Origin of the sequence: Sphingomonas crusticola, assembly GCF_003391115.1 — a bacterium.
GTDB lineage: Bacteria > Pseudomonadota > Alphaproteobacteria > Sphingomonadales > Sphingomonadaceae > Sphingomonas_I > Sphingomonas_I crusticola.
The window spans coordinates 483,992-507,702 of record NZ_QTJP01000001.1 but is presented as its reverse complement, the minus strand read 5'-3'; the positions used below and the strand labels follow the sequence as shown (position 1 = coordinate 507,702).

General features: G+C 64.5%; 21 protein-coding genes and 1 pseudogene. 14 read left to right on the top strand and 8 right to left on the bottom strand.

Annotation, left to right across the window (positions count from 1 at the left end; translation table 11 throughout):
• Positions 1 to 12: 12 nt before the first annotated feature.
• The 3 genes from xylA to DX905_RS02430 are packed head-to-tail and all read right to left on the bottom strand — an operon-like array spanning position 13 to position 3,916.
• Positions 13 to 1,332 (bottom strand): xylose isomerase, encoded by a 1,320-nt coding sequence (gene xylA / locus DX905_RS02440; RefSeq protein ID WP_116089910.1) that lies wholly within the window; start codon positions 1,330 to 1,332, stop codon positions 13 to 15.
• The gene (gene xylB / locus DX905_RS02435) at positions 1,332 to 2,786 is read right to left on the bottom strand and encodes a xylulokinase (protein ID WP_116089909.1); all 1,455 of its coding nucleotides are present in this window, start codon (positions 2,784 to 2,786) and stop codon (positions 1,332 to 1,334) included. The genes xylA and xylB overlap by 1 nt, the downstream gene beginning before the upstream one ends.
• A gap of 14 nt (positions 2,787 to 2,800) precedes the next feature.
• A complete protein-coding gene (locus DX905_RS02430; RefSeq protein WP_420822132.1) occupies positions 2,801 to 3,916 on the bottom strand; it encodes a glycoside hydrolase family 43 protein in 1,116 nt (371 codons plus the stop codon).
• A 222-nt stretch (positions 3,917 to 4,138) separates the two neighbouring features.
• Between DX905_RS02430 and DX905_RS02425 the strand changes: the two genes are divergently transcribed.
• Complete coding sequence (locus DX905_RS02425) at positions 4,139 to 4,522, top strand: hypothetical protein (protein WP_116089907.1); 384 nt, start codon at positions 4,139 to 4,141, stop codon at positions 4,520 to 4,522.
• Positions 4,523 to 4,640: 118 nt separating this feature from the next.
• On the opposite strand, the gene DX905_RS02420 is transcribed toward DX905_RS02425, so the two are convergent.
• Positions 4,641 to 5,927, bottom strand: a complete 1,287-nt coding sequence (locus DX905_RS02420; protein ID WP_116089906.1) for an MFS transporter — start codon at positions 5,925 to 5,927, stop codon at positions 4,641 to 4,643.
• Positions 5,928 to 6,030: 103 nt separating this feature from the next.
• Between DX905_RS02420 and DX905_RS02415 the strand changes: the two genes are divergently transcribed.
• From DX905_RS02415 to ntrX, 9 genes are all read left to right on the top strand, one after another.
• Positions 6,031 to 6,573 carry a GNAT family N-acetyltransferase gene (locus tag DX905_RS02415; protein WP_240320686.1) on the top strand — a complete coding sequence of 181 codons (543 nt, stop codon included), beginning with the start codon at positions 6,031 to 6,033 and terminating at the stop codon, positions 6,571 to 6,573.
• A gap of 20 nt (positions 6,574 to 6,593) precedes the next feature.
• A complete protein-coding gene (pgsA, locus tag DX905_RS02410) occupies positions 6,594 to 7,142 on the top strand; it encodes a CDP-diacylglycerol--glycerol-3-phosphate 3-phosphatidyltransferase (RefSeq protein WP_116089904.1) in 549 nt (182 codons plus the stop codon).
• Entirely contained in the window at positions 7,138 to 7,395 is a 258-nt protein-coding gene (gene moaD, locus DX905_RS02405) for a molybdopterin converting factor subunit 1 (RefSeq protein WP_116089903.1), read from the top strand. Before pgsA ends, moaD begins: the two co-directional genes overlap by 5 nt.
• Positions 7,392 to 7,844, top strand: coding sequence for a molybdenum cofactor biosynthesis protein MoaE (locus DX905_RS02400; protein WP_205412179.1), 453 nt, complete (start codon positions 7,392 to 7,394; stop codon positions 7,842 to 7,844). The genes moaD and DX905_RS02400 overlap by 4 nt, the downstream gene beginning before the upstream one ends.
• 37 nt (positions 7,845 to 7,881) lie before the next feature.
• A complete protein-coding gene (gene dusB, locus DX905_RS02395) occupies positions 7,882 to 8,880 on the top strand; it encodes a tRNA dihydrouridine synthase DusB (RefSeq protein WP_116089902.1) in 999 nt (332 codons plus the stop codon).
• Positions 8,856 to 9,950, top strand: a complete 1,095-nt coding sequence (locus DX905_RS02390) for a two-component system sensor histidine kinase NtrB (protein ID WP_205412178.1) — start codon at positions 8,856 to 8,858, stop codon at positions 9,948 to 9,950. The genes dusB and DX905_RS02390 overlap by 25 nt, the downstream gene beginning before the upstream one ends.
• A complete protein-coding gene (ntrC, locus tag DX905_RS02385) occupies positions 9,947 to 11,389 on the top strand; it encodes a nitrogen regulation protein NR(I) (RefSeq protein WP_116089900.1) in 1,443 nt (480 codons plus the stop codon). Before DX905_RS02390 ends, ntrC begins: the two co-directional genes overlap by 4 nt.
• 150 nt (positions 11,390 to 11,539) lie before the next feature.
• Positions 11,540 to 13,684 carry a sensor histidine kinase NtrY-like gene (locus DX905_RS02380; protein ID WP_240320685.1) on the top strand — a complete coding sequence of 715 codons (2,145 nt, stop codon included), beginning with the start codon at positions 11,540 to 11,542 and terminating at the stop codon, positions 13,682 to 13,684.
• Between the two features lie 3 nt (positions 13,685 to 13,687).
• A complete protein-coding gene (gene ntrX, locus DX905_RS02375; RefSeq protein ID WP_116089899.1) occupies positions 13,688 to 15,073 on the top strand; it encodes a nitrogen assimilation response regulator NtrX in 1,386 nt (461 codons plus the stop codon).
• On the opposite strand, the gene DX905_RS02370 is transcribed toward ntrX, so the two are convergent.
• Entirely contained in the window at positions 15,074 to 15,895 is an 822-nt protein-coding gene (locus DX905_RS02370; protein ID WP_162875420.1) for a hypothetical protein, read from the bottom strand.
• A 176-nt stretch (positions 15,896 to 16,071) separates the two neighbouring features.
• On the opposite strand from DX905_RS02370, the gene hfq reads away from it, so the two are divergent.
• From hfq to DX905_RS02355, 3 genes are all read left to right on the top strand, one after another.
• Entirely contained in the window at positions 16,072 to 16,578 is a 507-nt protein-coding gene (gene hfq, locus DX905_RS02365; RefSeq protein ID WP_275896056.1) for an RNA chaperone Hfq, read from the top strand.
• Positions 16,579 to 16,620: 42 nt separating this feature from the next.
• Positions 16,621 to 17,922, top strand: coding sequence for a GTPase HflX (gene hflX, locus DX905_RS02360; protein WP_116089897.1), 1,302 nt, complete (start codon positions 16,621 to 16,623; stop codon positions 17,920 to 17,922).
• Between the two features lie 98 nt (positions 17,923 to 18,020).
• Positions 18,021 to 18,977: a CorA family divalent cation transporter gene (locus DX905_RS02355; RefSeq protein ID WP_116089896.1), complete on the top strand. Its 957-nt coding sequence runs from the start codon at positions 18,021 to 18,023 to the stop codon at positions 18,975 to 18,977.
• Here the strand turns inward: DX905_RS02355 and DX905_RS02350 are convergent.
• The 3 genes and pseudogenes from DX905_RS02350 to DX905_RS02340 form a co-directional block, all read right to left on the bottom strand.
• The gene (locus DX905_RS02350) at positions 18,967 to 19,356 is read right to left on the bottom strand and encodes a pyrophosphohydrolase domain-containing protein (protein ID WP_240320684.1); all 390 of its coding nucleotides are present in this window, start codon (positions 19,354 to 19,356) and stop codon (positions 18,967 to 18,969) included. The genes DX905_RS02355 and DX905_RS02350 overlap by 11 nt on opposite strands.
• Positions 19,353 to 19,946: a bifunctional 4-hydroxy-2-oxoglutarate aldolase/2-dehydro-3-deoxy-phosphogluconate aldolase gene (gene eda / locus DX905_RS02345; RefSeq protein ID WP_240320918.1), complete on the bottom strand. Its 594-nt coding sequence runs from the start codon at positions 19,944 to 19,946 to the stop codon at positions 19,353 to 19,355. The genes DX905_RS02350 and eda overlap by 4 nt, the downstream gene beginning before the upstream one ends.
• 83 nt (positions 19,947 to 20,029) lie before the next feature.
• Positions 20,030 to 21,937 (bottom strand): annotated as a pseudogene (locus DX905_RS02340) (dihydroxy-acid dehydratase domain-containing protein); the annotation flags it as partial.
• 169 nt (positions 21,938 to 22,106) lie between these two features.
• On the opposite strand from DX905_RS02340, the gene DX905_RS02335 reads away from it, so the two are divergent.
• Entirely contained in the window at positions 22,107 to 23,684 is a 1,578-nt protein-coding gene (locus DX905_RS02335; protein ID WP_205412177.1) for an amidase, read from the top strand.
• Positions 23,685 to 23,711 lie beyond the last annotated feature (27 nt).

The window sequence follows — 23,711 nt, the reverse complement described above, 5'->3', positions numbered from 1 at the left end:
TCTATCGCTTGCTCAGTAGCAGAAGCGGTTGATCAGATTTTCGAGCCGTTCCTGGCCGCCCGACTTGGGCTGCGGATTGAGGTTCTTCGCAATGGCCAGATCGGCGACATCGGCGAGCGAGCCCGTCGCAGCGGCCTGGCCGATTTCGCCATCCCAGCCCGCGTAACGCGCTTTCTTGAACGTATCGAGCCGCCCATCCTCGATCAGAGCCGCGGCGTTGAGCAGGCCCTTGGCGATGACGTCGATCGCGCCGACATGACCGTAGAACAGATCGGCGGGATCGACACTCTGGCGACGGACCTTCGAATCGAAATTGAAGCCCCCGTCGGTGAAGCCACCGGCGCGGAACACTTCAAGCATCGCCAATGTCATTTCCTCGACCGAATTGGGGAATTGATCGGTATCCCAACCATTCTGGTGATCGCCGCGATTGGCGTCGATCGAGCCGAAGATGCCGAGCGCGTTGGCCATCGCCAGTTCGTGCTCGAAGGTATGGCCGGCGAGCGTGGCGTGGTTCGCCTCGATATTGACCTTGACCTCATTCTCCAGGCCGTAGCGCTTCAGGAAGCCGTACACGGTGGCCGTGTCGAAATCATATTGATGCTTGGTCGGCTCGTGCGGCTTCGGCTCGATCAGGATCGTACCATTGAAGCCGATCTTGTGCTTGTGCTCGACCACGAGCGTAAGGAAGCGGCCGAGCTGGTCGAGCTCCTTCTTGAGATCGGTGTTGAGCGCGGTTTCATAACCTTCGCGGCCGCCCCACAGAACGTAGTTCGCGCCGCCGAGCCGATGCGTCGCCTCGAGCGCGCCACGCACCTGCATGGCGCCGAATGCGAACACTTCGGGATCGGGGTTGGTGGCGCCGCCCGACGCGAAGCGCGGGTGGCTGAACAGGTTGGCTGTGCCCCATAGCAATTTGCGGCCGGTCTCGCCCTGCAGCCGCTCGAGGTCGTCGACCGCTTCGGCCAGATATTTCTGATGCTCCGCGGCATTGGTCGCGACCGCCATCACGTCAACATCGTGGAAGCAGTAGAAGGGCACGTCGAGTTTCTGGATGAAATCGAAACCCTCGCGGCGCTTCCACGCCGCTGCTGCGCTGTCCATCGTTCCGGCCAGCCACGGACGATTGAAGGTGCCCGCGCCGAAAATGTCGGCACCCGGCCAGGAAAAGGTGTGCCAGAAGCAGACGGCGAAGCGGAGATGATCCTCCATCCGCTTGCCCATCACCATTCGGTTCTTGTCGTAAAAGCGGTAGGAAAGCTCGTCGGTGGAATCCGGGCCCTTGAAGGCGATCGGTGCGATCTCGGCGAAATAATTCGGTTGGGTAGACATTACTGGCCTCTCATTTTCGGGGAGATGTGGGGATAGGCGGCGCGGAAGGCCTGCTTCTTGGGTGCGAGCAAGGCGACATCGGCGGAATCGGGTTCGATTACTCTTTCTATCGGCGGCGGCGCACAGACGATGCGCGGATCGGCTTGGTCGACTGCCACCTGTGCCAGGCGCGCGGCGCCTAATGCGGGGCCGACTTCGCCGCCGCGCAGGTAGACCAGTGGGGTTTCGACCGCCGCGCTGATGATCCGCCCCCAATAAGCCGAGCGCGCTCCGCCGCCGATGACGGACAGCTGCGATACTTCGGTGCCCGCATCGCGCAGCGCATCGAGGCCATCCGCTAGCGCAAAGGCAACGCCTTCCAATACCGCCTGGGCGAGGGTCCCGACACTCGTGTCATTGTCGAGGTTGAGGAAGGCTCCTCGCACCAGCGCATCGTTGTGCGGCGTACGCTCGCCTGAAAGGTAAGGCAGGAATACTTCCTGGCCGCGGGCAGGTCCGACATCCTCCGCACGGCTGAACAATTCGGGCGCACTGGCGGCGCCGGTGAGGCGAGCGACCCAGTCGATGCACGCCGCGGCGCTCAAATGGACCGACATCTGATGCCACATATTGGGCAAAGCGTGGCAGAAAGCGTGGACCGCACGGGTAGGATTAGGCCGGAAGCGATCGGTCGCGATGAAAATGACCCCCGACGTCCCGAGCGAAAGCAGCGCGTCGCCGTCAGAAACCACGCCCACGCCGATCGCACCGGCAGCATTGTCGCCGCCGCCGCCGACAACCGGCACCTGTGCCATGCCCCAATTTTCGGCGATCTCCTGCCGCAGCATGCCCGCAATGTCCGAGCCCTCGAACAATTGTGGCATCTGCTCGCGTGTAAGGCCGGTCGCGGCGAGCAGCTCGTCGCTCCAGTCGCGTTTGGCGACGTTCAGCCACAATGTGCCAGCGCTGTCAGACATGTCCGATGCTTTTTCGCCCGTCATGCGCAGCCGGACATAATCCTTCGGTAGGAGCACAGTTCGGATCTGATCGAAGATTGCCGGTTCATGCTTGCGGACCCAGGCCAGCTTAGGCGCGGTGAAGCCGGGCATGGCGAGGTTGCCGGCAATGGCGTGCAGGTTCGGCACCGCCGCCGTCAATTCCTCGCATTCCTCGTAAGACCGTCCGTCATTCCACAATATGGCGGGGCGCAACGGCCGGTCGGCGGCGTCCAGTAAGGTCGCGCCGTGCATCTGCCCCGCAATACCGATACCGCGTACGGAGCGCCGCACGGCTGGCTCGATCGCACGAACGGCTGCCTGCGTCGCTTCCCACCAATCTTCCGGCGCCTGCTCGGACCATAAGGGTTGCGGACGCGAAACCGAGAGTGCAGCCACGCCCTGACCGGCGACGCTGCCGTCTGCGGCGATCACCACCGCCTTCACCCCGGACGTGCCGATGTCGATACCCAGAAACATCTTTGGCTAGATCCTCAATCGACGAACGGGTTGATGGTCTGGATCGTCCCGTCGGGATTGAAGCGCAGCTCGGTCACCTTGACGTTGCGCAGGTGGTTTTTGTTGGAGATCTGCGTGTCCGCATAGAACAGCCACCATTTGCCATCCTTCTGGATGATCGAGTGATGGCTGGTCCAGCCCTGGACCGGCTGTAGGATGTGACCAGTGTAGGTGAACGGCCCATAGGGGTTAGTCCCGATCGCATAGTTCAGGAAATGCGTGTCACCGGTCGAGTAGGTATAGTAATATTTGCCATCCTTTTTGAACATCCACGATGCCTCAAAGAACCGCTTTTCGTGATCGCCGCCGAGGACGGGCTTGCCATTTTGATCGAGGATCACCGCATCGCGCGGCGCCTCGGCGAGTTGCTTCAGGTCCGACGTCATGCGCGCGACCTTGCCCGACAATGCCGGCTTGTCGTCCTGCTGCAGATCGGTATCGGTCCCGTTCGGATCGAACCTGCCCGTCGCCCAACGCTGCAGCTGGCCACCCCAGATTCCTCCGAAATACATATAGGCCTGGTTGTCGTCGTCGATGAACACGGCAGGGTCCATCGAATAGGCGCCCTTGATCGGCTCCGGCTCGGCCTTGAAGGGACCCATCGGGTTCTTCGAGGTCGCGACACCGATCTTGAACTGGCCGAGCCCGCGCGGATCCAGATTTTTGTCGCGCGCAGGGAAGAACAGATAATAAGTGCCGTTGCGATAGGCCGCATCCGGCGCCCACATCTGCTTCGATGCCCAAGGCACATCCTTCACATCGAGCGCGACAGGCCCAATCTTCACCGGCGCGCCGACATGATCCATTTCGAGCACGATATAATCGTGCATCGCATATTGGTTGCCGAGGTCGTCATCGCCCGTTTCCGTCGGCACGTCGTGCGACGGATAGACATAGATCTTGTTGTTGAAGACGTGCGCCGAGGGATCGGCGGTATAGATTTCGCTTACCAGCGGCTGCGAGAGATAATGGCGGCCCTCTGGCGATACGGTTGGGACTGCTGGCGCGGCAGCCCCGGCCGGTCCCGCTATGGGCCAGCAGAAAAATGAGCAAGCGAGTGCCGCTCTGATCAGCTTCGAATTCGCCATCAATCCCTCCTAAGGATCACTTTTATACCGCACGGCGTGCCCACGCATGCCAGCAATTTGCCTCACCGTCTTGGGCGATGAGTGCCTGATAGCGCTACCAATAGCCGGCCAAACCGGCCAATCAAGCGCTTCCTGCCGTCGGGTATAAATTAGCGCGTAATTCGTTTCGGAACCGTACGGTCCTGTGTAGGTTCATTCGGCAAGTTCATTGGACGGAGATGGTGCATGGCCGATACCCCTACCGACGGCAGCAAGCCCGCTGCGGCCGCCAAGCCCAAGCCGAAGGCTGCGCGCAAGCCCGCCGCCCCCAAGCCCGCCGCGGCTGCATCGGCCGCCGCTTCGGTTAGCAAGCCGGCTGCAAAGACGGCACCCAAGCCTCGCAAGCCCGCCGCTGTGGCTACGAAGCCCGCCAAGCTGGCCGGCAAAGTCGCGACACCTCCTGCCAACAAAGCCAAGCCGCGCACCGTCCCCAAGGCTTCTCCGGCACGTGCGCCGACCGCTGCAACACCTAAATCGCCGGTCAGCGTGCGCCGTGCCGCCGCCAGTGCCGGTGTCTTTGCAGTCGTTGCCGGCTTCTTTGCGGCGCTGTTCGGGCGCAAGCAGGACTGATCGACGCCATTGATTGTTGCGGTGAGGTGAGTCGATCGACTCGCCCCTTTCGCTATGTCGACAGTGCGATCAGGTCCGCCGTTCCATGAGCTAATTGGGCCGGGATGCTGCGATAAACTTATTGCGTGCAGGCAATCCCATCGCATGCCCGATGCAGCCGCCAGGAAATGGCGGCCGCGCCGAGGCAAAGGACGGCCACGCTTATAAGTGCCTCGAGGACGGAAACACCGACCGCGGCGAGCGCCACCGCGCCGACCGCGCCGATCACCATTGCCCCCGAGTTGACGATATTATTGGCAGCGACGGTACGGGCCGTATGATCGCTTTCGACGGTGGTGGTAAGGAAGGCGTAGAGCGGCACGACAAACATTCCCCCCGTTACTGAAACGCCCAGAAGGGAGAGAGCCACCAGAGGTGCGCCAGGGTGATGGGCAAAGGCGCTGAACGAATAAAGCGCGCCTTCATCGGCCGGCACCCAGCGGTGTGCCGCCAGCACCATCAGCAGCACGAAGCCTCCCATGGCGATGACCGAAGCGGGCGCATAGCGCGCGGACACGCGCCCCGCGAGCAGACGGTTGACTAGCACTGAGCCCATTGCGACGCCGATCGAGAAGATTGCAAGGAACAGGCTCGCCACCTGCTTGTCGGCGGTAAATACGTTCTTCACCAGCGGCGGGAATTCGATCACCAGGACCGCACCGATCATCCAGAAGAAGCTGATCGAGAGGATCGAAAGGAACAGCCGTGGAATGTGCAGCGTCGCGGAAACCAGGGTGATGGAGGCACGCACGATGTGCAGGTCGAGCGGCTGCCTTTCGCCGGACGAAGGCGCCGGCGGGATTTCACGCGCCGTCAGCCAGCCGATCGCTGCCACGGCGAGCACCAGCAACGCCGCGAGCTTGGGATTGATGAGGCCTGCCAGGATCGTGCCGCCGAGAATGGCGATATAGGTGCCGGCCTCAACCAGGCCGGTGCCGCCCAAGACCTCCTCGCGACGCAGATGCTGCGGCAGGATGGCGTATTTGATGGGGCCGAAGAAGGTCGAGTGCGCGCCCATGGCCAGCACGGCGCCAAGCATCAGCGGCACTGAGGAGAACAGCAAGCCGGCCGCGCCGACGATCATGATGGCGATCTCCGCCGTCTTGATGATCCGCACGATCCGCGCCTTGTCGTGGCTGTCGGCGAGCTGGCCGGACAGCGCCGACAGCAGGAAGAATGGCAGGATGAACAGGCCGGTCGCAATCGCGCTGAAGGCGGCTTCCTTCTTGGCGTCGGAATAGATCGAATAGGTCGCGAACAGGACCATCGCCTGCTTGAACAGATTGTCGTTGAACGCACCCAGAAATTGCGTCGCGAACAACGGCAAAAAGCGACGCTGGCCCAAAAGCCGGAATGATGTGGTCATCGGATGGGGCTACGCGCGTCGCTGGTTTTACTCACGGTCGCGGCCCATAGACGATTTCGAACGGCAACGCCAAACACGCCTGCGAGATCCAATGGAAGTCACCTTGGGAGCTGACGGTCCCCAGATCGAAACCGAACGTTTGCGCCTGCGGCGGCACAGGCTGACGGATCTCGACGCTCGCGCTGCCATGACGAGCAATTCCACCACCATGGCGTTTGTCGGCGGCCCCCAAGATTATGAAGAGAATTTCAACCGGCTGCTGCGCTACGCCGGACATTGGGCATTGCTCAACCACGGCGTCTTCCTGATCGAGGAGCGTGCAGGTGGTGGCTTTGTCGGAGAAGCGGGGTTGGCCTACTTTCGGCGCGGCCTCGGCCCGGATTTCGACGGCTTCCCCGAAGCGGCGTGGATGATCGCCGCTTCGGCAGTGGGCCAGGGCTATGCGACCGAGGCGATCACGGCAGCGATTGCATGGTACGAGCAAAATTTCGGTCGGGGGCGCAAGGTTTGTATCATCGATCCCGGCAATGGTCCGTCGCTGCGCGTGGCGGCCAAGCTCGGTTTTCGGCCTTTCCGCGATGCGGTTTTCAAGGATCGGCCCGTAATATTGCACGAACGGCTCCCAACCCCTCCCCAAGCAGGATGAGCCGCGCTAGACCCGCTGTCATGTTGACCTTGCCCAACCTCCTCACCTTGTCGCGCATCGTCGCGATGCCGGTGATGGTGTTGCTGTTATGGCATCCCCGGCCGTGGGATTATGCGGTTGCGTTCGGTCTGTACGTACTCGTGGGCATCACCGATTATTTCGACGGCTATCTGGCGCGCGCGCAGGGCGCGGTCTCGAGGCTCGGCATCTTCCTCGACCCGATCGCCGACAAGATCATGGTCGCGACCGTCATCGTCATGCTGCTGTTCACTCGCGCAATCGATGGACCGGCGGTGATCGCAGCTTTGATCATCCTCGTCCGCGAGATCGCCGTGTCGGGACTGCGAGAATTCCTGGCGGAGCTGCGTGTTTCGATGCCGGTCAGCCAGCTTGCCAAGTGGAAGACGACGTTCCAGCTCGTTTCGCTCGGTGCCCTTATCCTTGCAGGAGCGCTCCCGGAACAGGCCTGGATCAGCTGGGTGGGGCTGTTTTGCCTCTGGAGCGCGGCCGGTCTGACCGCGGTGACGGGCTGGGACTATCTCCGCGTTGGTCTGAAGCACATGGATTGACGTGGATATTCTGTATTTTGCCTGGGTCCGCGAACGGATTGGCCTCGATCGGGAGCAGGTCGATCCCCCGATCGAAGTGAAAGACATTGCCGGTCTCATCACATGGCTCGCGACACGCAGCTCCGGTCATGCCGCCGCCCTGGCGGAGCCGGCGCGGTTGCGCGCCGCGATCGATCAGCGCTTCGCAACTTTCGACGCCTCCATCACTGGCGCGCACGAGGTCGCACTCTTTCCGCCGGTGACGGGAGGGTGATCGAGGTTCGTCTCCAGGCCGAGATGTTCGAGGGCGGTGTCGAGCTGGCCCGGCTCCAGGCGCTGGGGGGCGGCGCGCTTGCCAGCTTCACGGGCGTGGTGCGCGGCGATGGCGACTTGCGGGAACTCTTTCTCGAACATCATGCCGTGATGACGCTGGCGATGATGCGGGGGCTGGCCGACGAGGCCGCCGCGCGATGGAAGTTGATCGGGGTAACGCTGATTCATCGCTACGGTGCGCTAAGCCCAGGCGATCCGATCGTGTTCGTCGCCACCGCAGCCAAGCATCGCGCCGCCGCGCTCGAAGCCTGTGCCAGCCTGATCGACCGGCTCAAGACCGAGGCGCCGTTCTGGAAACGCGAGACGTTTCACGATGGCCACGTTCAATGGGTCGAGCCACGTTCCGGTGATGACGCGGCCGCGGCGCGCTGGTTGCGGGACGAGAGTTAAGACTGTAGGGCCGTGCCTGATTTTTAGGCAGTGAAGCGTGGCCCGGCTCAAACCCATCTCCATCGGCAACGTCGTCATCGAAACGCCCGTGATCCTGGCGCCGATGACCGGCGTCAGCGATCTTCCGTTTCGCCGGCTGGTCCGTTCCTACGGATCCGGCCTCAATGTTACGGAGATGATCGCCAGCCAGGCCGCCATCCGCGAGACCCGCCAGTCAATCCAGAAGGCTTTGTGGGATCCAAGCGAGGATCCAGTCTCGATGCAGCTCGTCGGATGTGAGCCCGAGCAGATGGGCGAGGCGGCAAAGCTGGCCGAGGATAAAGGCGCGGCCATCGTCGATATCAATATGGGCTGTCCGGTGCGCAAGGTAGTAAACGGCGATGCCGGCTCTGCGCTGATGGCCAAACCCAAGCTTGCCGCCCAATTGATTGCCGCGACGGTCAGGGCGGTGAAGGTGCCGGTCACCCTCAAGATGCGCATGGGCTGGGACCATCACAGCCTCAATGCACCCGAACTGGCCCGCATCGCCGAGGATATCGGCGTCAAGATGATCACGGTACACGGCCGCACCCGTTGCCAGATGTACAAGGGCTCAGCCGACTGGGCCTTCATCCGCCGGGTCAAGGATGCGGTTTCAATTCCCGTTATCGCCAATGGTGACATCTGCTCGATCGAGGATGCCGAAGCGGCGCTCGATCAATCGGGCGCGGACGGCGTCATGATCGGCCGCGGCGCCTATGGCCGGCCCTGGCTGCTCTCGCAGGTAATGCGCTGGCTGCAAACCGGCGAGCGCCGGCCCGATCCGTCTCTTGACGAGCAATATCGTGCCATCATAGCGCATTATCGCGACATGCTCGAGCTTTACGGGCCTGAGGTCGGCGTGAATATGGCGCGCAAGCATATCGGCTGGTACACCAAGGGGCTGACGGGCTCGGCCGAGTTCCGCAACAAGGTCAATCAACAGCCGGACGCCGCGGTCGTGCTACGCATGTTGGCCGAATTCTACGCTCCGTGGACTATACGAGCGGCCGCCTAGCCCGGCTGCGCGCGCGCGGTGACGCGCGTCCTGCGCCGGCCGAAGCGTTGCTCTCCGCCCTGCCGACGCCGTTGCTGGTGGTCGACGAGGGCGGCGTGATCCTCGACGCCAACGCCGCGGCCGAGACGTTGCTCAACCTCTCGCGCAACGCGATCATCGGGATGGGGATCGATGAAGCGACCGGCCATCATCTGCGCACGATGCCCACCGACACGCCGTTCGTCGCCTACGATATCGAGATCGCCTTGCCCGGACACCGGCACGTGCGTGGCGATCTTCTGGCGGCCCCGCTGCCGGACTGGCCGGGCTGGCGGGTGGTCGCGCTCCATGCTTATCCCAGCGCGGTGCCGATCGCGCGGCGGGCAGGCGGCAATCTCGCGGCCGCGGGTGCAGCCGCGCTGCTTGCGCATGAAATCAAGAACCCGCTCTCGGGAATACGAGGTGCGGCGCAATTGCTCGAGGCCAATGCCGACGAGGATTCGCGCGCGTTGACCCGGCTGATCCGCGACGAAGTCGACCGCGTCGCCGCCTTGCTCGACCGGATGGAAGGCTTCACCGACACGCGCCCGCTCCAACTGGAGCCGCAGAATATCCATGCCATTCTGGAACATGCGCGCGCGGTGGCAACGCAGGGTTTCGGCGGAAATGTCGTATTCCGAGAGGTTTACGACCCGTCCCTGCCGCCGGTGCTGGGCCATCGCGATTCGCTGGTCCAGGTGGTGATCAACCTCCTTAAAAACGCCGCCGAGGCTCTGGGTGAGAGGGGCGGGGCGGTCACGCTCACAACCGCGTATCGCCACGGCATGCGGATGGTGACTGCCGGCGGCGATGGCAGGCGGCAATTGCCGATCGAGGTATGCGTGATCGACGATGGTCCGGGCGCACCCCCCGAAATCGCGGAGCATCTATTCGATCCGTTCGTCAGCTCGAAACGCTCCGGCCGCGGACTCGGCCTGGCTCTCGTCGAGAAGCTCGTGGCGGATCAGGGCGGGATGGTCGAATATGCACGTGAAGGTAACCCGGAGCGCACCGTGTTCCGCCTGCTGCTGCCGCGCGCGCCGAGGAAATGACGATGGCCGGACGAATCCTGGTATGTGACGATGATGCGGCGATCCGCACCGTGGTGCGGGAGGCGCTGCGCCGCGCCGGCCACACCGTGGAAACCGCCGCCAATGCCGCGGAGCTTCGCCGTGCGATCCGCAACTTCCGTCCGCAAGTGTTGCTGACCGACGTGATCCTGCCTGATGGCAACGGGCTCGATCTCGTCCCCGAGCTCCTCGCCGACAACCCGCATATGCCGATCATCGTCTTGTCGGCGCAGAACACGTTCACCACCGCGATGCGCGCGACCGAACAGGGCGCGTTCGATTATCTGCCCAAGCCGTTCGATCTTGGCGAGCTGATGCAGGCCGTGGACGATGCCCTTGCGCAAGGCCTTTCGACCGGTATCGAGGATGACGCACCGGCGGGTGAGGATTTGCCGTTGATCGGCCGTTCGCCGCCGATGCAGGAAGTCTATCGCACCATCGCGCGGGTCGTTTCCAACGACCTTACCGTGCTGGTGCTGGGCGAATCCGGCACGGGCAAGGAACTGGTCGCGCGGGCCATTCATGATTTCGGCCCACGCCGCCGCGCGCCCTTCGTGGCCGTGAACATGGCGGCAATTCCGCGTGAACTTATCGAAAGCGAGTTGTTCGGCCATGAGCGCGGAGCCTTTACGGGCGCGGCCCAACGAACCGCCGGCCGGTTCGAGCAAGCCCAGGGCGGGACGCTGTTTCTGGACGAGATTGGCGATATGCCGATGGAGGCTCAGACGCGATTGTTGCGCGTGCTTCAGTCGGGCGAATTCTCCCCCGTCGGCAGCGCGCGGGCGATCCGCGCCGATGTCCGCATCATTGCTGCGACCCATCAGGAATTGCCGCGCCTGATCGGAGACGGCCAATTTCGCGAGGATCTCTATTATCGCCTGAACGTGGTGCCGGTTCTGCTGCCGCCGTTGCGCGAACGCGGATCGGATATCGGGGAGCTCGCGCGGCATTTTCTTGATCGGGCTGCTGCCAACGGTCTGCCGCGCAAGCAACTGGATCCGCCCGCGGTAGCGCGGCTGGAACGCCACAGCTGGCCCGGCAATGTTCGCGAGCTCGAAAATCTCATGCGCCGGCTGGCAGCACTGACGCGGGATGCGGTGATCACACAGGCACTGGTCGAACAACAGCTGGGCCTGGGCGCGCAGCCGCCGATGCCGGCAATAGCTGAGGCAGCCGGGCTCGGAGAGGCGATCGAACAGCATCTCACGCGCCATTTTGCGGGTTATGGAGGCACGCTTCCGCCCGACGGCCTGTATGATCGCATTCTGGCCGAGATCGAACGGCCGCTATTGCGCCTTACGCTGGCGGCAGTGCGGGGCAACCAGCTGAAGGCCGCCCGTCTGCTTGGCATCAACCGGAACACGTTGCGCAAAAAGTTGACCGATCTCGGGGTCGGTCCAGCGGTGCGTCGAAGCGAGTAGCGCACGGCTCGCCGCATCTGGGACACACATGTGTTCCATCCGCCACAACTGCGTGGTAGCCAAGTCACGATGATGCCGTCTCTCGCAGGATCGCGACTACGGGCGCCCCGCTGGCGGCGGCGCTTCACCCTGCTGATCCGATCGCGGCATATGGCGGTGGCCATTCCGCTGGTTCTGATCGTAATGCTTGCCGCCGCGGGGATTACCTATGCGATATTGACGCATGGCAGCGCGGACCGGCCATTAAGCCCGTTTCTTATCGCGCTTCTTCTGGTCGGCAATCTCGTCCCGGCGATGGCATTGATGGTGCTTACGGCGCAACGCCGTGCGCGGAGCCGCTCGGAGCGTTCCCCGCTTGGCGGGCGAGGCGGCCTCCACGTCCGGTTAGTCGCGCTATTCTCGGTGCTTGCGGCGGTGCCGACCTTGCTCGTCGTTATCTTCGCATCACTGCTGTTTCAGTTCGGGATCAAATTCTGGTTTTCCGATCGTGCGAGCGTCGTGCTGCAAAATGCTGACCGCGTTGTTCAGGCCTATATCAACGAGCATCGCACCAACCTCTGGGAAAATGCGAAGGCGATGCGGGGCGATATTCTGACCACGCTTGCCACGGCGGCTCCGGACGATCCTCGCTGGGCGGGCTATTTCTTTCTTCAGGTCATCAACCGGCAGCTCAACCAAGCGGCCGTGATCAGGATAGCCCACGATGGCAGCGAGCAACTGATCTGGGGCGCGGGCCTCGTCAAGAACCGGCCGCTGGAAACGCTGGTCGATCCGGGGAAGCTTGCCATCTACGATTCCGAGCGGCCGCACGTCGCCGTCCTCCGCGACCGGATGGAGACGGTGGTGCCGTTGGACCGGCCCACCCGCACCTATCTATGGATCTCGCGGAGCGCCAACTCGCTGGCGATCGCGCAATCGGCGCGCGCGACTTTGTCGCTGGACGATTATCGCGCCTTCGTAGCGCGCGCTCGGACGCTGCAGCTGCAATTCAACGCGGCCCTCTTCCTCGTGTCCCTGTTGACGGTCGGCATCGCCATCTGGATCGCCTTTGCAGTCGCCGATCGGCTCGTTCGTCCGATCGGGGAGCTGGTCGGCGCGGCGCGGCGGGTCGCTGGCGGCGATCTTGCCGCGCGCGTGCCCGCTCCGAACAAATATGACGAGGTCGGCCGGCTGGCGGCCGCGTTCAATCGCATGACCCGCCGCCTCCAGGAACAGACCGGCGCGCTCGAAAGCCGGCGTGCGCTGACCGAAGCGGTGCTTGCCGGCGTGTCCGCGGGCGTCATCTTCGTCAATCGCGAACGCCAGGTTACGGTGATCAACCTTTCCGCGCAGGCGCTGCTGCGGACCGGAGATGCTAGTGCCATCGGGGAACAACTGCACGAGCTGGCGCCGGAGCTTGCGCGCATGCTCGATTCCGGCGAGCGCCAGTCCGTGGTCCAGCTGACCGGCGAGGGCGGGGTGCGCACGCTTGCAGTGACGGTGGTCGGCGCCGGCAACGGCCATGTTCTGACATTCGATGATATCACCCAACAGCTCGCCGATCAGCGTCATGCCGCCTGGTCCGACGTCGCCCGGCGCATCGCGCACGAGATCAAGAATCCGCTGACGCCGATCCAGCTTGCCGCCGAGCGACTCCAGCGACGCTATGGCAATGAGGTGCACAGCGACCCCGGCACCTTTGAGCGGCTGGTTTCAACCATCGTCCGCCAGGTTGGCGACATTCGCCGCATGATCGACGAATTCTCGTCCTTCGCGCGCATGCCCAAACCACGCTTTGCCCGCGAAAACCTGCTCGATATGGCGCGTCAGGCGCTGTTCCTGCAGGAGGTCGCGCATCCGGCGATCCGCTTCAGCCTCGACGCCCCCGAACCCGGCCCGACGATGGTGTGCGACCGCCGCCAGATCGGCCAGGCTTTGACCAATATTGTCAAGAATGCCTGCGAGGCGGTCGAGGCGCGGCTGGGTGAGGGCCAGGGTGGGGCCGTGGCAATGACGATCCGCGAGGACGGCGGACGTTTGATATTGGAAGTCGCCGATGACGGTATTGGTCTGCCTGCCGAGCGGGATCGCCTGACCGAACCTTATGTGACCACGCGCGCCAAGGGCACCGGCCTCGGCCTCGCGATCGTGCGGCGCATCGTCGAGGAGCATATCGGCACGCTCAGCTTCGCGGATCGGCCAGGGGGCGGCACCATCGTCCATCTCGACTTCGACCTGCACGCACTCGCCGCCATTGCCGACGAAGATACGCTCGACGAGCGAACTCCCGAACTCGTGAACGCCAGGAGCCTGTAAGACATGCCGCTCGATATTTTGGTTGTGGACGACGAAGCGGACATTCGTGAGCTCGTCTCCGGCGTACTCGAGGATGAGGGCTATCGGCCGCGCACGGCGGGCGATGCCGACGCCACGCTGGCTGCGCTGGCCGAGCGGCGGCCGAGCCTGGTTCTGCTCGACGTGTGGCTGCAGGGATCGCGCCTCGACGGATTGCAATTGCTGAGCGAGATCAAGCGGCGCGATCCGACGCTGCCGGTAATCGTGTTTTCTGGCCATGGTAATATCGACACGGCGGTGGCGGCGGTGCGCCAGGGCGCGGTCGATTTCATCGAAAAGCCATTCGAAAGCGCGCGCCTCCTCCACCTCGTCGCGCGCGCCACCGAAACCGATCAGCTGCGGCGCGAGAATGCCACCTTGCGCGCCCAGATCGGCCAGGAGGATGAGCTTACCGGTACGTCGCAGGCGATCAATCATGTCCGTGCTACGCTCAAGCGCGTCGCCGGGACCGGCAGCCGGGTGCTGATTGCGGGCCCTGCCGGGGCGGGTAAGGAAGTGGCGGCGCGGCTGCTCCACAATTGGTCGCCGCGTCAGCGCGCGCCTTTCATCGTCGTCTCGGCCGCGCGCATGACGCCGGACCGGGTTGAGGAGGAATTGTTCGGCGCCGAGGAAGGCGGCGAGCTGGTCCGTACCGGGCTGCTCGAACAGGCGCACGGGGGCACCCTGTTCCTCGACGAAATTGCCGACATGCCGATGTCGGCCCAGGCCAAGATCCTGCGGGTGCTGACCGACCAGAGCTTCTCCCGCGTCGGCGGCACGCGCACCGTCAAGGTCGACGTCCGTGTCGTTTCCGCGACGGCACGCGACCTCACCGCCGAAATCAGCGCGGGCCGTTTCCGCGAGGACCTTTATTATCGGCTCAACGTCGTGCCGGTCGTGCTGCCGCCGCTCGAGCAAAGGCGCGAGGATGTGCCGACGCTGGCGCTGCATTTCGCGGCTCGTTACGCGGCCGAGCGGCGCGTGCCGACGCCCGAATTGAGCGCCGAGGCTGCCGCTGCGCTCCAGGCCTATGACTGGCCCGGTAATGTCCGCCAGCTACGCAACGTCATCGAGCGCACGATCATCCTCGCGCCCGGCGACCGCATCGGCCGGATCGATGCCGACATGCTGCCCCCTGAATTGCTATCCGGCCAGGCCGAGATCGTGCCGGGAAATGCCGGCCGTTCGATCATGGGTACGCCTCTGCGTGAGGCGCGCGAGACGTTCGAGCGCGAATATCTTCGTGTTCAGATCCGCCGTTTTTCCGGGAATATCAGCCGTACCGCGACCTTCATCGGGATGGAGCGCTCGGCGCTCCACCGCAAGCTCAAGAGCCTGGGCCTCGCCGATCCGCGCGGCGAGGACGAATAGCTAGGCCTGCGCCATAACCAGCAACTCGCGTGCGACGCGGTCATAGGCCTCGCGCGGGAACAGGTTGGTGAAATGGCACAGGCTTGGAGAGAGCGTGCGATGGCGCTTGACCAGCGCCGGCCGGCCGGAGGTGGCATCGACATGCACCTCGAGGCTGTTCATCGTCGCGGTCATCCAGCTGTTGCACTGCTCGTCCCGCATCGGGTGCGGATCGAGGCCAAGCATGCCCATCGCCATCGCCAGATAGGGTTCGTCGGGCGCGCCGGTGCCACCGTGAATGTGGCGTGTGAAATTGCCCAGCCGCCCGAACAAGGCTCGCGCCGTGTCGAACAGGCTTTTGCCGATCAGGCCGCGCTTGAAGTAGAATGTCCCGCTATTCATCTGCACGAGCCGCGCTATCCGGGCGAGCCGGCACATCTCGGCAATGTCCATGCCGTACCATTGGCCTTCGCGGCGCCAATGGCCGGGCAGGGTAGCTTGATAGTCGGCGGAAAGACGCGACCAATAGGTGTCGATGTCGCGCTTGAGCAGCAGGCAGTCCGCGTCGACGAACATCGTCTCGTCGTAGATCGCGCAGTCATAGGCATGGAGCTTGATGATCGGCCCTGCCGGTGCATCGGTCGGGGCGGGGGTGAAGTCATCGAACAGGTGCCCGTAGCCGCTGTCGCGCAGCGCGGCGTCGTCGCGATCCGTCACAAGCTGGATCGGGCGGGACCCGTCGAACACGCGCAGCGAGGCGGCGCATGCCGCGGCCAGATCGAGGTAGCGCGCCGGCCCGATGGCGATGATCTGATAGCCTTGGGTAGGCAAAACATGCCCCACGATGTTTCCGATGGGCTCTCGCTAGCCGCCCCGCTAGCCCGACACAAACCGCATTGCGGGATAAGGATCGAACCTGCCTTGTGCTGCGGCGCAACAAGTCCTATTTTCCATTGTCCGCATCCTGCGGGCACACACGACGCCTGAACGGCGCCAGCGCGGGCCCATGACCCGCCAAGATGAAAGAGGCCGGCCAGATGGCGGACAAGGTCAACAATCTCCAGGACATCTTCCTGAACACCTTACGCAAAACCAAAACCCCGGTGACGATGTTCCTCGTGAAGGGCGTCAAGCTGCAGGGTATCATTACCTGGTTCGACAATTTCTCGGTGCTGCTGCGCCGCGATGGCCAGAGCCAGCTGATCTACAAGCACGCAATCTCGACAGTTATGCCCGCGCACCCGCTCGACCTCGCCGAAGTCGATAAGGCGTTCGAGGACAAGAAGTCGCCGTTGCTGCAGGAAATTTTCCTTGCGGCGGTACGCAAGTCCGGCGAGCCGGTGACGATGTTCCTCGTCAACGGCGTGATGCTGCAGGGCGAGATTGCTGCCTATGACCTGTTCTGCATGATGCTGCGTCGCGACGGGATGAGCCAGCTCGTCTACAAGCACGCCATCTCCACCGTTCAGCCGCTGCGTCCGCTCAACCTGATGAGCGGCGAGGAAGGCGAAGACGAGGAAGAATAAGCGAGGGGTGAAAGCCCCACGCTTAGTCCCTATCTTTGCGGTATGAGTGGATTTAGCAGGGAAGAAGCGGACGAAGTCCGTCACGGCGCGCGGGCGGTCATCGCAATGCCGGAAATCAATAATGGTCTGCGCGATACGGATGCGCGTCTGGACGAGGCTGCCGGCCTCGCCGTCGCCATCGGGCTTGAGGTGGTCGACCGGCTGTCCTTCCGCGTTCGCCAACCCAAGCCCGCGACCTTGTTCGGGTCCGGTCAGGTCGAGCAGATCGCCACGGCTGCGCGGATGCACGACGCGGAATTGATCGTCGTCGATGCCGCGCTGACGCCGGTACAACAGCAAAATCTGGAGAAAGCGTGCGAGGCCAAGGTCATCGACCGCACCGGGCTGATCCTCGAAATCTTCGGCGAGCGCGCGGCAACTGCTGAGGGCAGGCTGCAGGTCGAGCTGGCCCATCTGGATTATCAGGCGGGCCGGCTGGTCCGGTCCTGGACCCACCTTGAACGTCAGCGCGGCGGCTTCGGCTTCCTTGGCGGCCCTGGCGAAACCCAGATCGAGGCCGATCGCCGCTTGATCCGCGACCGCATGGCCAAAATCCGGCGCGAGCTTGAGCAGGTCCGCAAGACGCGCGGGCTGCATCGTGCGCGGCGCGAGCGCGCGCCGTGGCCGGTGGTGGCGCTGGTCGGCTATACCAATGCCGGCAAGTCGACACTGTTCAACCTGCTGACCGGCGCGGACGTGATGGCGGAAAATTTGCTGTTCGCGACGCTCGATCCGACTATGCGCCAGGTGTCGCTGCCGGGCATCGATAAGGTAATACTGTCGGACACGGTCGGTTTCGTGTCCGATCTGCCGACGCAATTGGTCGCTGCGTTCCGCGCCACGCTGGAAGAGGTCACCGCCGCCGACCTGATCCTCCACGTCCGCGACATCGCCCATCCGGATAGCGAAGCGCAGCGTGCGGACGTGCTCGCGGTGCTGAAGGAGATCGGCGTCGGCCCGGAAGCGGGCGAGGGTGTCCCGATCGTCGAAGTGTGGAACAAGATCGACGCACTCGACCCGGAGGCGCACGATCGCATCCTGGCCGATGCCGCCCGTGACGAGGATGTCATCGCCGTGTCCGCCTTGACCGGCGAGGGGATCGACGCATTGCGCCGGGATGTCGCCGAGCGTCTCCTCGCCGGCGCGCTGGTGCATAATATCACGCTGCCGGCGGGCGATGGCGGGGCGATCGCCTGGCTCCACCAGCATGGCGAGGTGCTCGAGCAGGCGATGGAAGGCGAGACGATGACGATGGATGTGCGTCTGTCGCCGGACGAGTGGAGCCGCTTCCAGTCGCGTCCCTGACCGTGCGTCACAAAAGCTTCATATCCGCCACCTAGCCCGAGCTTCGCGCAGCCGAGGCTATCAACACGTCCGACGATCCACCTTCCATCTTCCCGCCGATGATCGGGCCGGGCCTCGTCTGGACCTGCTGGCAGGGCGAGGACCGGGTCGTGCTTGCGGAGGCGCCGCCGCCTTCCGAGGTGTCATTCCGCTGGTTTCACCTCGATCTGTGGGATCAGCGCAGCGCGCGCTGGATCGCTGAACAATCTGATCTTCCGGCAGACGTACAGGCGCTCTTCCTTGCCTCGGACGATCAGCCGCGTGCGCTAGGTCAACATGGTGCGCTGGCGTTGGTGCTGCCCGACTTCGAACGCGAGTTCGATCGTGAGGAGACGGAGCGGATCGGCGCGCTGCGGGTGGCATTGCGTCCGGGGCTGATGCTAACCGGGCGCTATCATCCGCTGCACACGCCCGACATTTTCCGCCATCGCGCCGCACAAGCAGAGACGCTGGACGCATCGGGGGCGCTGGAGCTGATCCTCAACAGCTTGGCGGACACGCTCGCCTTGCGGACCGGCGCGGTGCTGTCGGCGCTGGTCGGGCTGGAAGATAAGTTGCTGGCGGATCAGGATACGCCCGATACGCGCGCTTTGGTGTCGTTGCGCCGGCTGACGGCACGACTGTTCCGTATGGCCGGGGGGATGCACACCACTTTGATGCGCGCGGTCGAGGATCCGTCAATCGGCGCCGCCTTCGGGGAGGTGCTGGCGCGGGCCGAGCGACGGCTGCAGCCGATCGAGCGGCATGTGGTGGCGGCACAGGGCCAGCTCAGGCTGCTGCGCGAGGAGCTCGATCTGCAGGCCGGCCAGCGCACCAATGAGAATGTCTATCTGCTGTCGGTAATCACGGCCTTGATCATGCCGGCGACATTGGTGACGGGCTTCTTCGGCATGAATACGGACGGCATGCCGTTCGAGCATGGCGCCGGCGGCACGATGATGGCGAGTGTGCTGGCAATCGGGTCGTCACTGGTGACTTGGCTATTGTTGCGGTCGACGGGACTCATCAGGCGATAGGCGTGGGGGTACGCCCTTTTATCGCTTGCCAAAGCTGCTCCATCTGATCGAGCGTGAGCGCCGGGAAGCCTGCGCCAGCTTCCTGCTCCATGGCGCGGAAGCGACCTTCAAATTTCGATGTGGCTTGATGGAGCGCGCCTTCGGGCTCGATGCCGAGCTTGCGCGCCCAGTTGACGAGGGCGAACAGCAGGTCGCCAATCTCGTCGGTCTGCTCGGCCAACGTCGTCGCGGCATCGACCTCGGCCAGCTCCTCGATCACCTTGGCGCGGGCGCCGGCGGCATCGTCCCAATCGAACCCGGTTGCCGCCGCCCGGTGCGAGATAGCGTTCGCGCGAAGGAGGGCGGGCTGCTCTTCGCGGATGCCGTCGAGCGCGCTCACGTGCGCAGGGCAGAGGCCGCGCGGGCGCGCGCTTCGATGCCGGCCGGATCGGGGTTGCCCGCAGGGACCAGCCAGGAGCCGCCGACGCACAAAACGGCGTCCACCGCCAGCCAGTCCGGCGCGGTGTCGACGGTGATGCCGCCGGTGGGGCAGAAGCGGCATTGATAGAAAGGCGCAGCAAGCGCCTTCAACGCTTTGATTCCTCCCGATGTTTCGGCGGGAAAGAATTTGAAGCGGTCGAGTCCGAGATCGAGGCCGCGCATGATGTCGGCGGCAGTGGCGATGCCGGGCAGGAACGGGATGCCGCGCTCGATTGCCGCTTCGGCAAGCAGTGTTGTCAGTCCGGGGCTGACGATGAATTTCGCCCCCGCATCGATCGCGGCATCGAGCTGCTTTTCGTTGAGGACAGTTCCCGCGCCGACGAATGACCCTTCGCAGTTCGACATTTCGCGAATGACGTCGAGCGCGGCTTCGGTGCGCAATGTCACTTCGAGCACGGGCAGCCCGCCCGTCACCAAGGCCTGCGCGATCGGCAGGCCGTGGGCCACGTCCTTGACCACCAGCACCGGGATGACCGGGGCCATCCGCATCACTTCGTCGATGTTCACGCGTCGATTTCCTCGTCTTCGATATTCTTGTCGAGCGATATGCCGTCGCCGATCAGGCCCTCGCCCAGATCCTCGCACATCGCCGCCAGCAGTGCGGAGCCGCCCTGTTCGGCCGGGCTGGCGCCATGCCGCATGAACGCGAACAATTCGCGACCCGTGCCGATGTGCGGACGCGGCGTCATCGCCTGGTCGCGCGCCTCCCACTCGGCCGCGCTCATCAGCGCGTTCAAAGTGCCATCGTCCGCCGAGAGCCGGACGATATCGCCGTCGCGCAGCTTACCGATGGGACCACCGCCGAGCGCCTCGGGCGACAGATGGATAGCTGCGGGCACCTTGCCGCTCGCGCCGGACATGCGCCCGTCGGTGACGAGCGCGACCTTGAAGCCCTTGTCCTGTAGCGAGCCGAGCGCAGGCGTGAGCTTGTGGAGCTCGGGCATGCCGTTAGCGCGCGGGCCCTGGAAACGCACCACCACCACTACATCGCGGTGCAGCTCGCCGCGCTTGTAGGCGGCGAGCACGTCGTCCTGATCGTGGAAGATGCGAGCCGGCGCCTCGATCGTCCAGCGAACCGGATCGACCGCGCTGGTCTTGAAGGTCGCGCGGCCGAGATTGCCCTGGACGAGGCGCATGCCGCCATCGGCCTGGAATGGCGCGGAGGCTGGGCGGAGCATCGAGTCGTCGCGGGAATGGGTAACGGGGGTCCAGGTTAAGGTACCATCGTCACTTCGGGCTTGTTCCGGGGCCCACCCGTCAGCATTAGCCGGCCGCGTTTGCTGCCCGGCGGATGCCGGAACAGGCCCGGCATGCCGGAGAGAAGGCTCGTTCGCATACGCCCGGATGCCCCCCTCCCATATGGTCAGGATGTCGTCGTGCAGCAGCCCGGCTTCCAGCAGGGTCGAGATTACGAACGAGATGCCCCCGGCGGCATGGAAATGGTTCACGTCGCCCGATCCGTTCGGATAGACGCGCGCCACCAGCGGCACCGCCGCCGAGAGTGCGTCTAGATCCTCCCAGTCGAAGATGACGCCGGCCGCCCGCGCCATGGCGGGAAGGTGGATAGCGTGGTTGGTCGATCCGCCGGTGGCGAGCAGACCCACCGCAGCGTTGACGATCGCCTTTTCGTCGACGCAACGGCCGAGCGGGCGATAATCATTGCCACCCCAGCCGATCGCTGCGAGCCGGTGGACGGCGGCGCGGGTTAGCTCCTGGCGCAGCTTCGTGCCGGGATTGACGAAAGCGGCGCCCGGCACGTGCAGGCCCATCACCTCCATCATCATCTGGTTGGAATTGGCGGTGCCGTAGAAGGTGCAGGTGCCCGCCGAATGATAGGAGGCGCTTTCGCTTTCCAGCAATTGCGCTTCGCCAGCTTTGCCTTCGGCATAAAGCTGGCGAACGCGCTGCTTCTCCTTATTGGACAGGCCGGTCGGCATCGGGCCGCCGGGCACGAAGATCGTGGGCAGGTGACCGAAGCGGAGCGCGCCAATCAGCAGGCCGGGCACGATCTTGTCGCAGATGCCGAGCAGGGCCGCGCCCTCGAACATGCCGTGCGACAGGCCGACCGCTGTCGACAGGGCGATCACGTCCCGGCTGAACAGCGACAGCTCCATGCCGGGCTGGCCCTGGGTCACGCCGTCGCACATCGCCGGCACGCCGCCCGCGACCTGCGCGGTCGCGCCGGTCTCGCGCGCGAACAGCTTCATTTGCTCGGGGTAGCGGCCATAAGGCTGATGCGCCGAGAGCATGTCGTTATAGCTAGTGACGATGCCGATATTCATCGCCCGCTTGGCGATAATCGCGCTCTTGTCCTCGCCGGCGGCAGCAAAGCCGTGCGCGAAATTGCCGCAGGAAAGGCTTGGGCGATCGACGCCATGCTCACGCTCGCGCTCAATGAGGGTGAGGTAAGCGCGGCGCGAGGCCGCGGATCGCGCGATCACCCGGTCGGTGACGGCGGCTATTCGTCTGTCGAGCGCCATGACCCCAAATCGCGGTCCCGCGCACTTTTTGCAACGTCAAAGCGGCTTTCGCGGGCGAAAGATTTCGCATGGACCGATCTCTCGTTCTCGTCTTTCTCGCTTTCGCGGGAATTACGGGATTGGAAATCGCGGCTTGCGATGCAGGTTCGGTCCTGCTTCCCTGCCGCCCATGAAGTTCATCCTCGCGCCGCTCGCTCTTGCCCTCGCCGCCGCTGCACCCGCGCCCGACCGGTCGATCGCGCAGACCGAAGCCGATCTCGCGGCGGGGCGGACAAGCTCGGTGGCTCTGGTGCGGCATTATCTCCAGCGGATCGCGCAGATCGACCGATCCGGGCCGACGCTCAATGCCGTGCTGGCGGTCAACCCACGCGCGCTGGCCGACGCGGCCTACTCGGACAAGCTGCGCAACGCCCGGCGCAGTCGCGGCCTGCTGGAAGGCGTGCCGATCCTGATCAAGGACAATATCGACAGCCTCGATCCGCTGCCGACCACCGCCGGCTCGCTCGCGCTGGCGGACAATGTCACGCATCGCGATGCGCCGCTGGTCGCGCGGCTGCGCGCGGCCGGTGCGATCATCCTCGGCAAGACCAACCTTTCGGAGTGGGCGAATATGCGCTCGCCCCATTCCACCAGCGGCTGGAGCGGGAAGGGCGGCCTGACCCGCAACCCCTATATTCTCGACCGCTCGGCCTGCGGATCCTCGTCAGGAACGGGTGCGGCCATCGCGGCGGGCTTGGCGGTCGCGGGTATCGGTACCGAAACCGATGGGTCGGTGACCTGCCCGTCCTCGGTCAGTGCGCTGGTCGGGCTCAAGCCTACGGTCGGACTGGTCTCGCGCGCCCATGTCGTACCGATCTCCCATAGCCAGGACACGGCCGGACCGATGACGACCACCGTCGCGGACACTGCCGCCTTGCTGACGATCCTCGCCGGCTCGGATTCCGCCGATCCTGCCACGGTCGAGGCCGACGCCCACAAGCAGGATTATCGCGCCTCGCTCCGGCCCGATGCGTTGCGCGGTGCGCGCATCGGGGTGCTGCGCTTCGCGATCGGCGACGAGCCCGGCATCCCCGCCGTCTTCGAGCAGGCGTTGGCGGCGCTGAGGGCAGCCGGCGCGACGCTGGTCGACGTCAAGGAGCCCGCCAATCATGAGAAGATGGGGCAATATGAGCAGACCATCCTGATCACCGAGCTCAAGCAGGACCTGGACGCCTATCTCGCGTCGGCCGCGCCCAATGTGAGGGTCCGCGACATGGCGGCGCTGATCGCCTTCAACCGCGCGCATGCCGCGAGCGAGCTGCCCTGGTTCGGGCAGGAATTTTTCGAGCAGGCGCAGGCTTCCAAAGGGTATCAGGAGGACAGCTACAAGCAGGCGGCCTCGGAAGGGCGTCGCCTGGCAGGGAAGGACGGGATCGACGACATGCTCGCCGACGGTCATCTCGACGCGCTGGTTGCTCCGACCGGCGGCCCGTCATGGCGCAGCGATCTCGTCGCAGGCGATCATTTCGTGGGCGGTGGCGCTGGCAATTATGCAGCGGTGGCGGGCTATCCGCATCTGACGGTGCCGATGGGGCAGGTCCACGGACTGCCCGTGGGCCTGTCCTTCCTGGGAGCAAAGTGGTCGGAAGCCCGCTTGATCGCGCTCGGCTTCGCCTATGAGCAGACAACGCATGCGCGTCGCGCACCGCGCTATCTGCCTGCGCCGGAAGCTCGTGCAAGCATGCGCGCCCTGGTGTCAAAACCCTAGCCGCGCGGCACCTGGGCGACGCCAGCA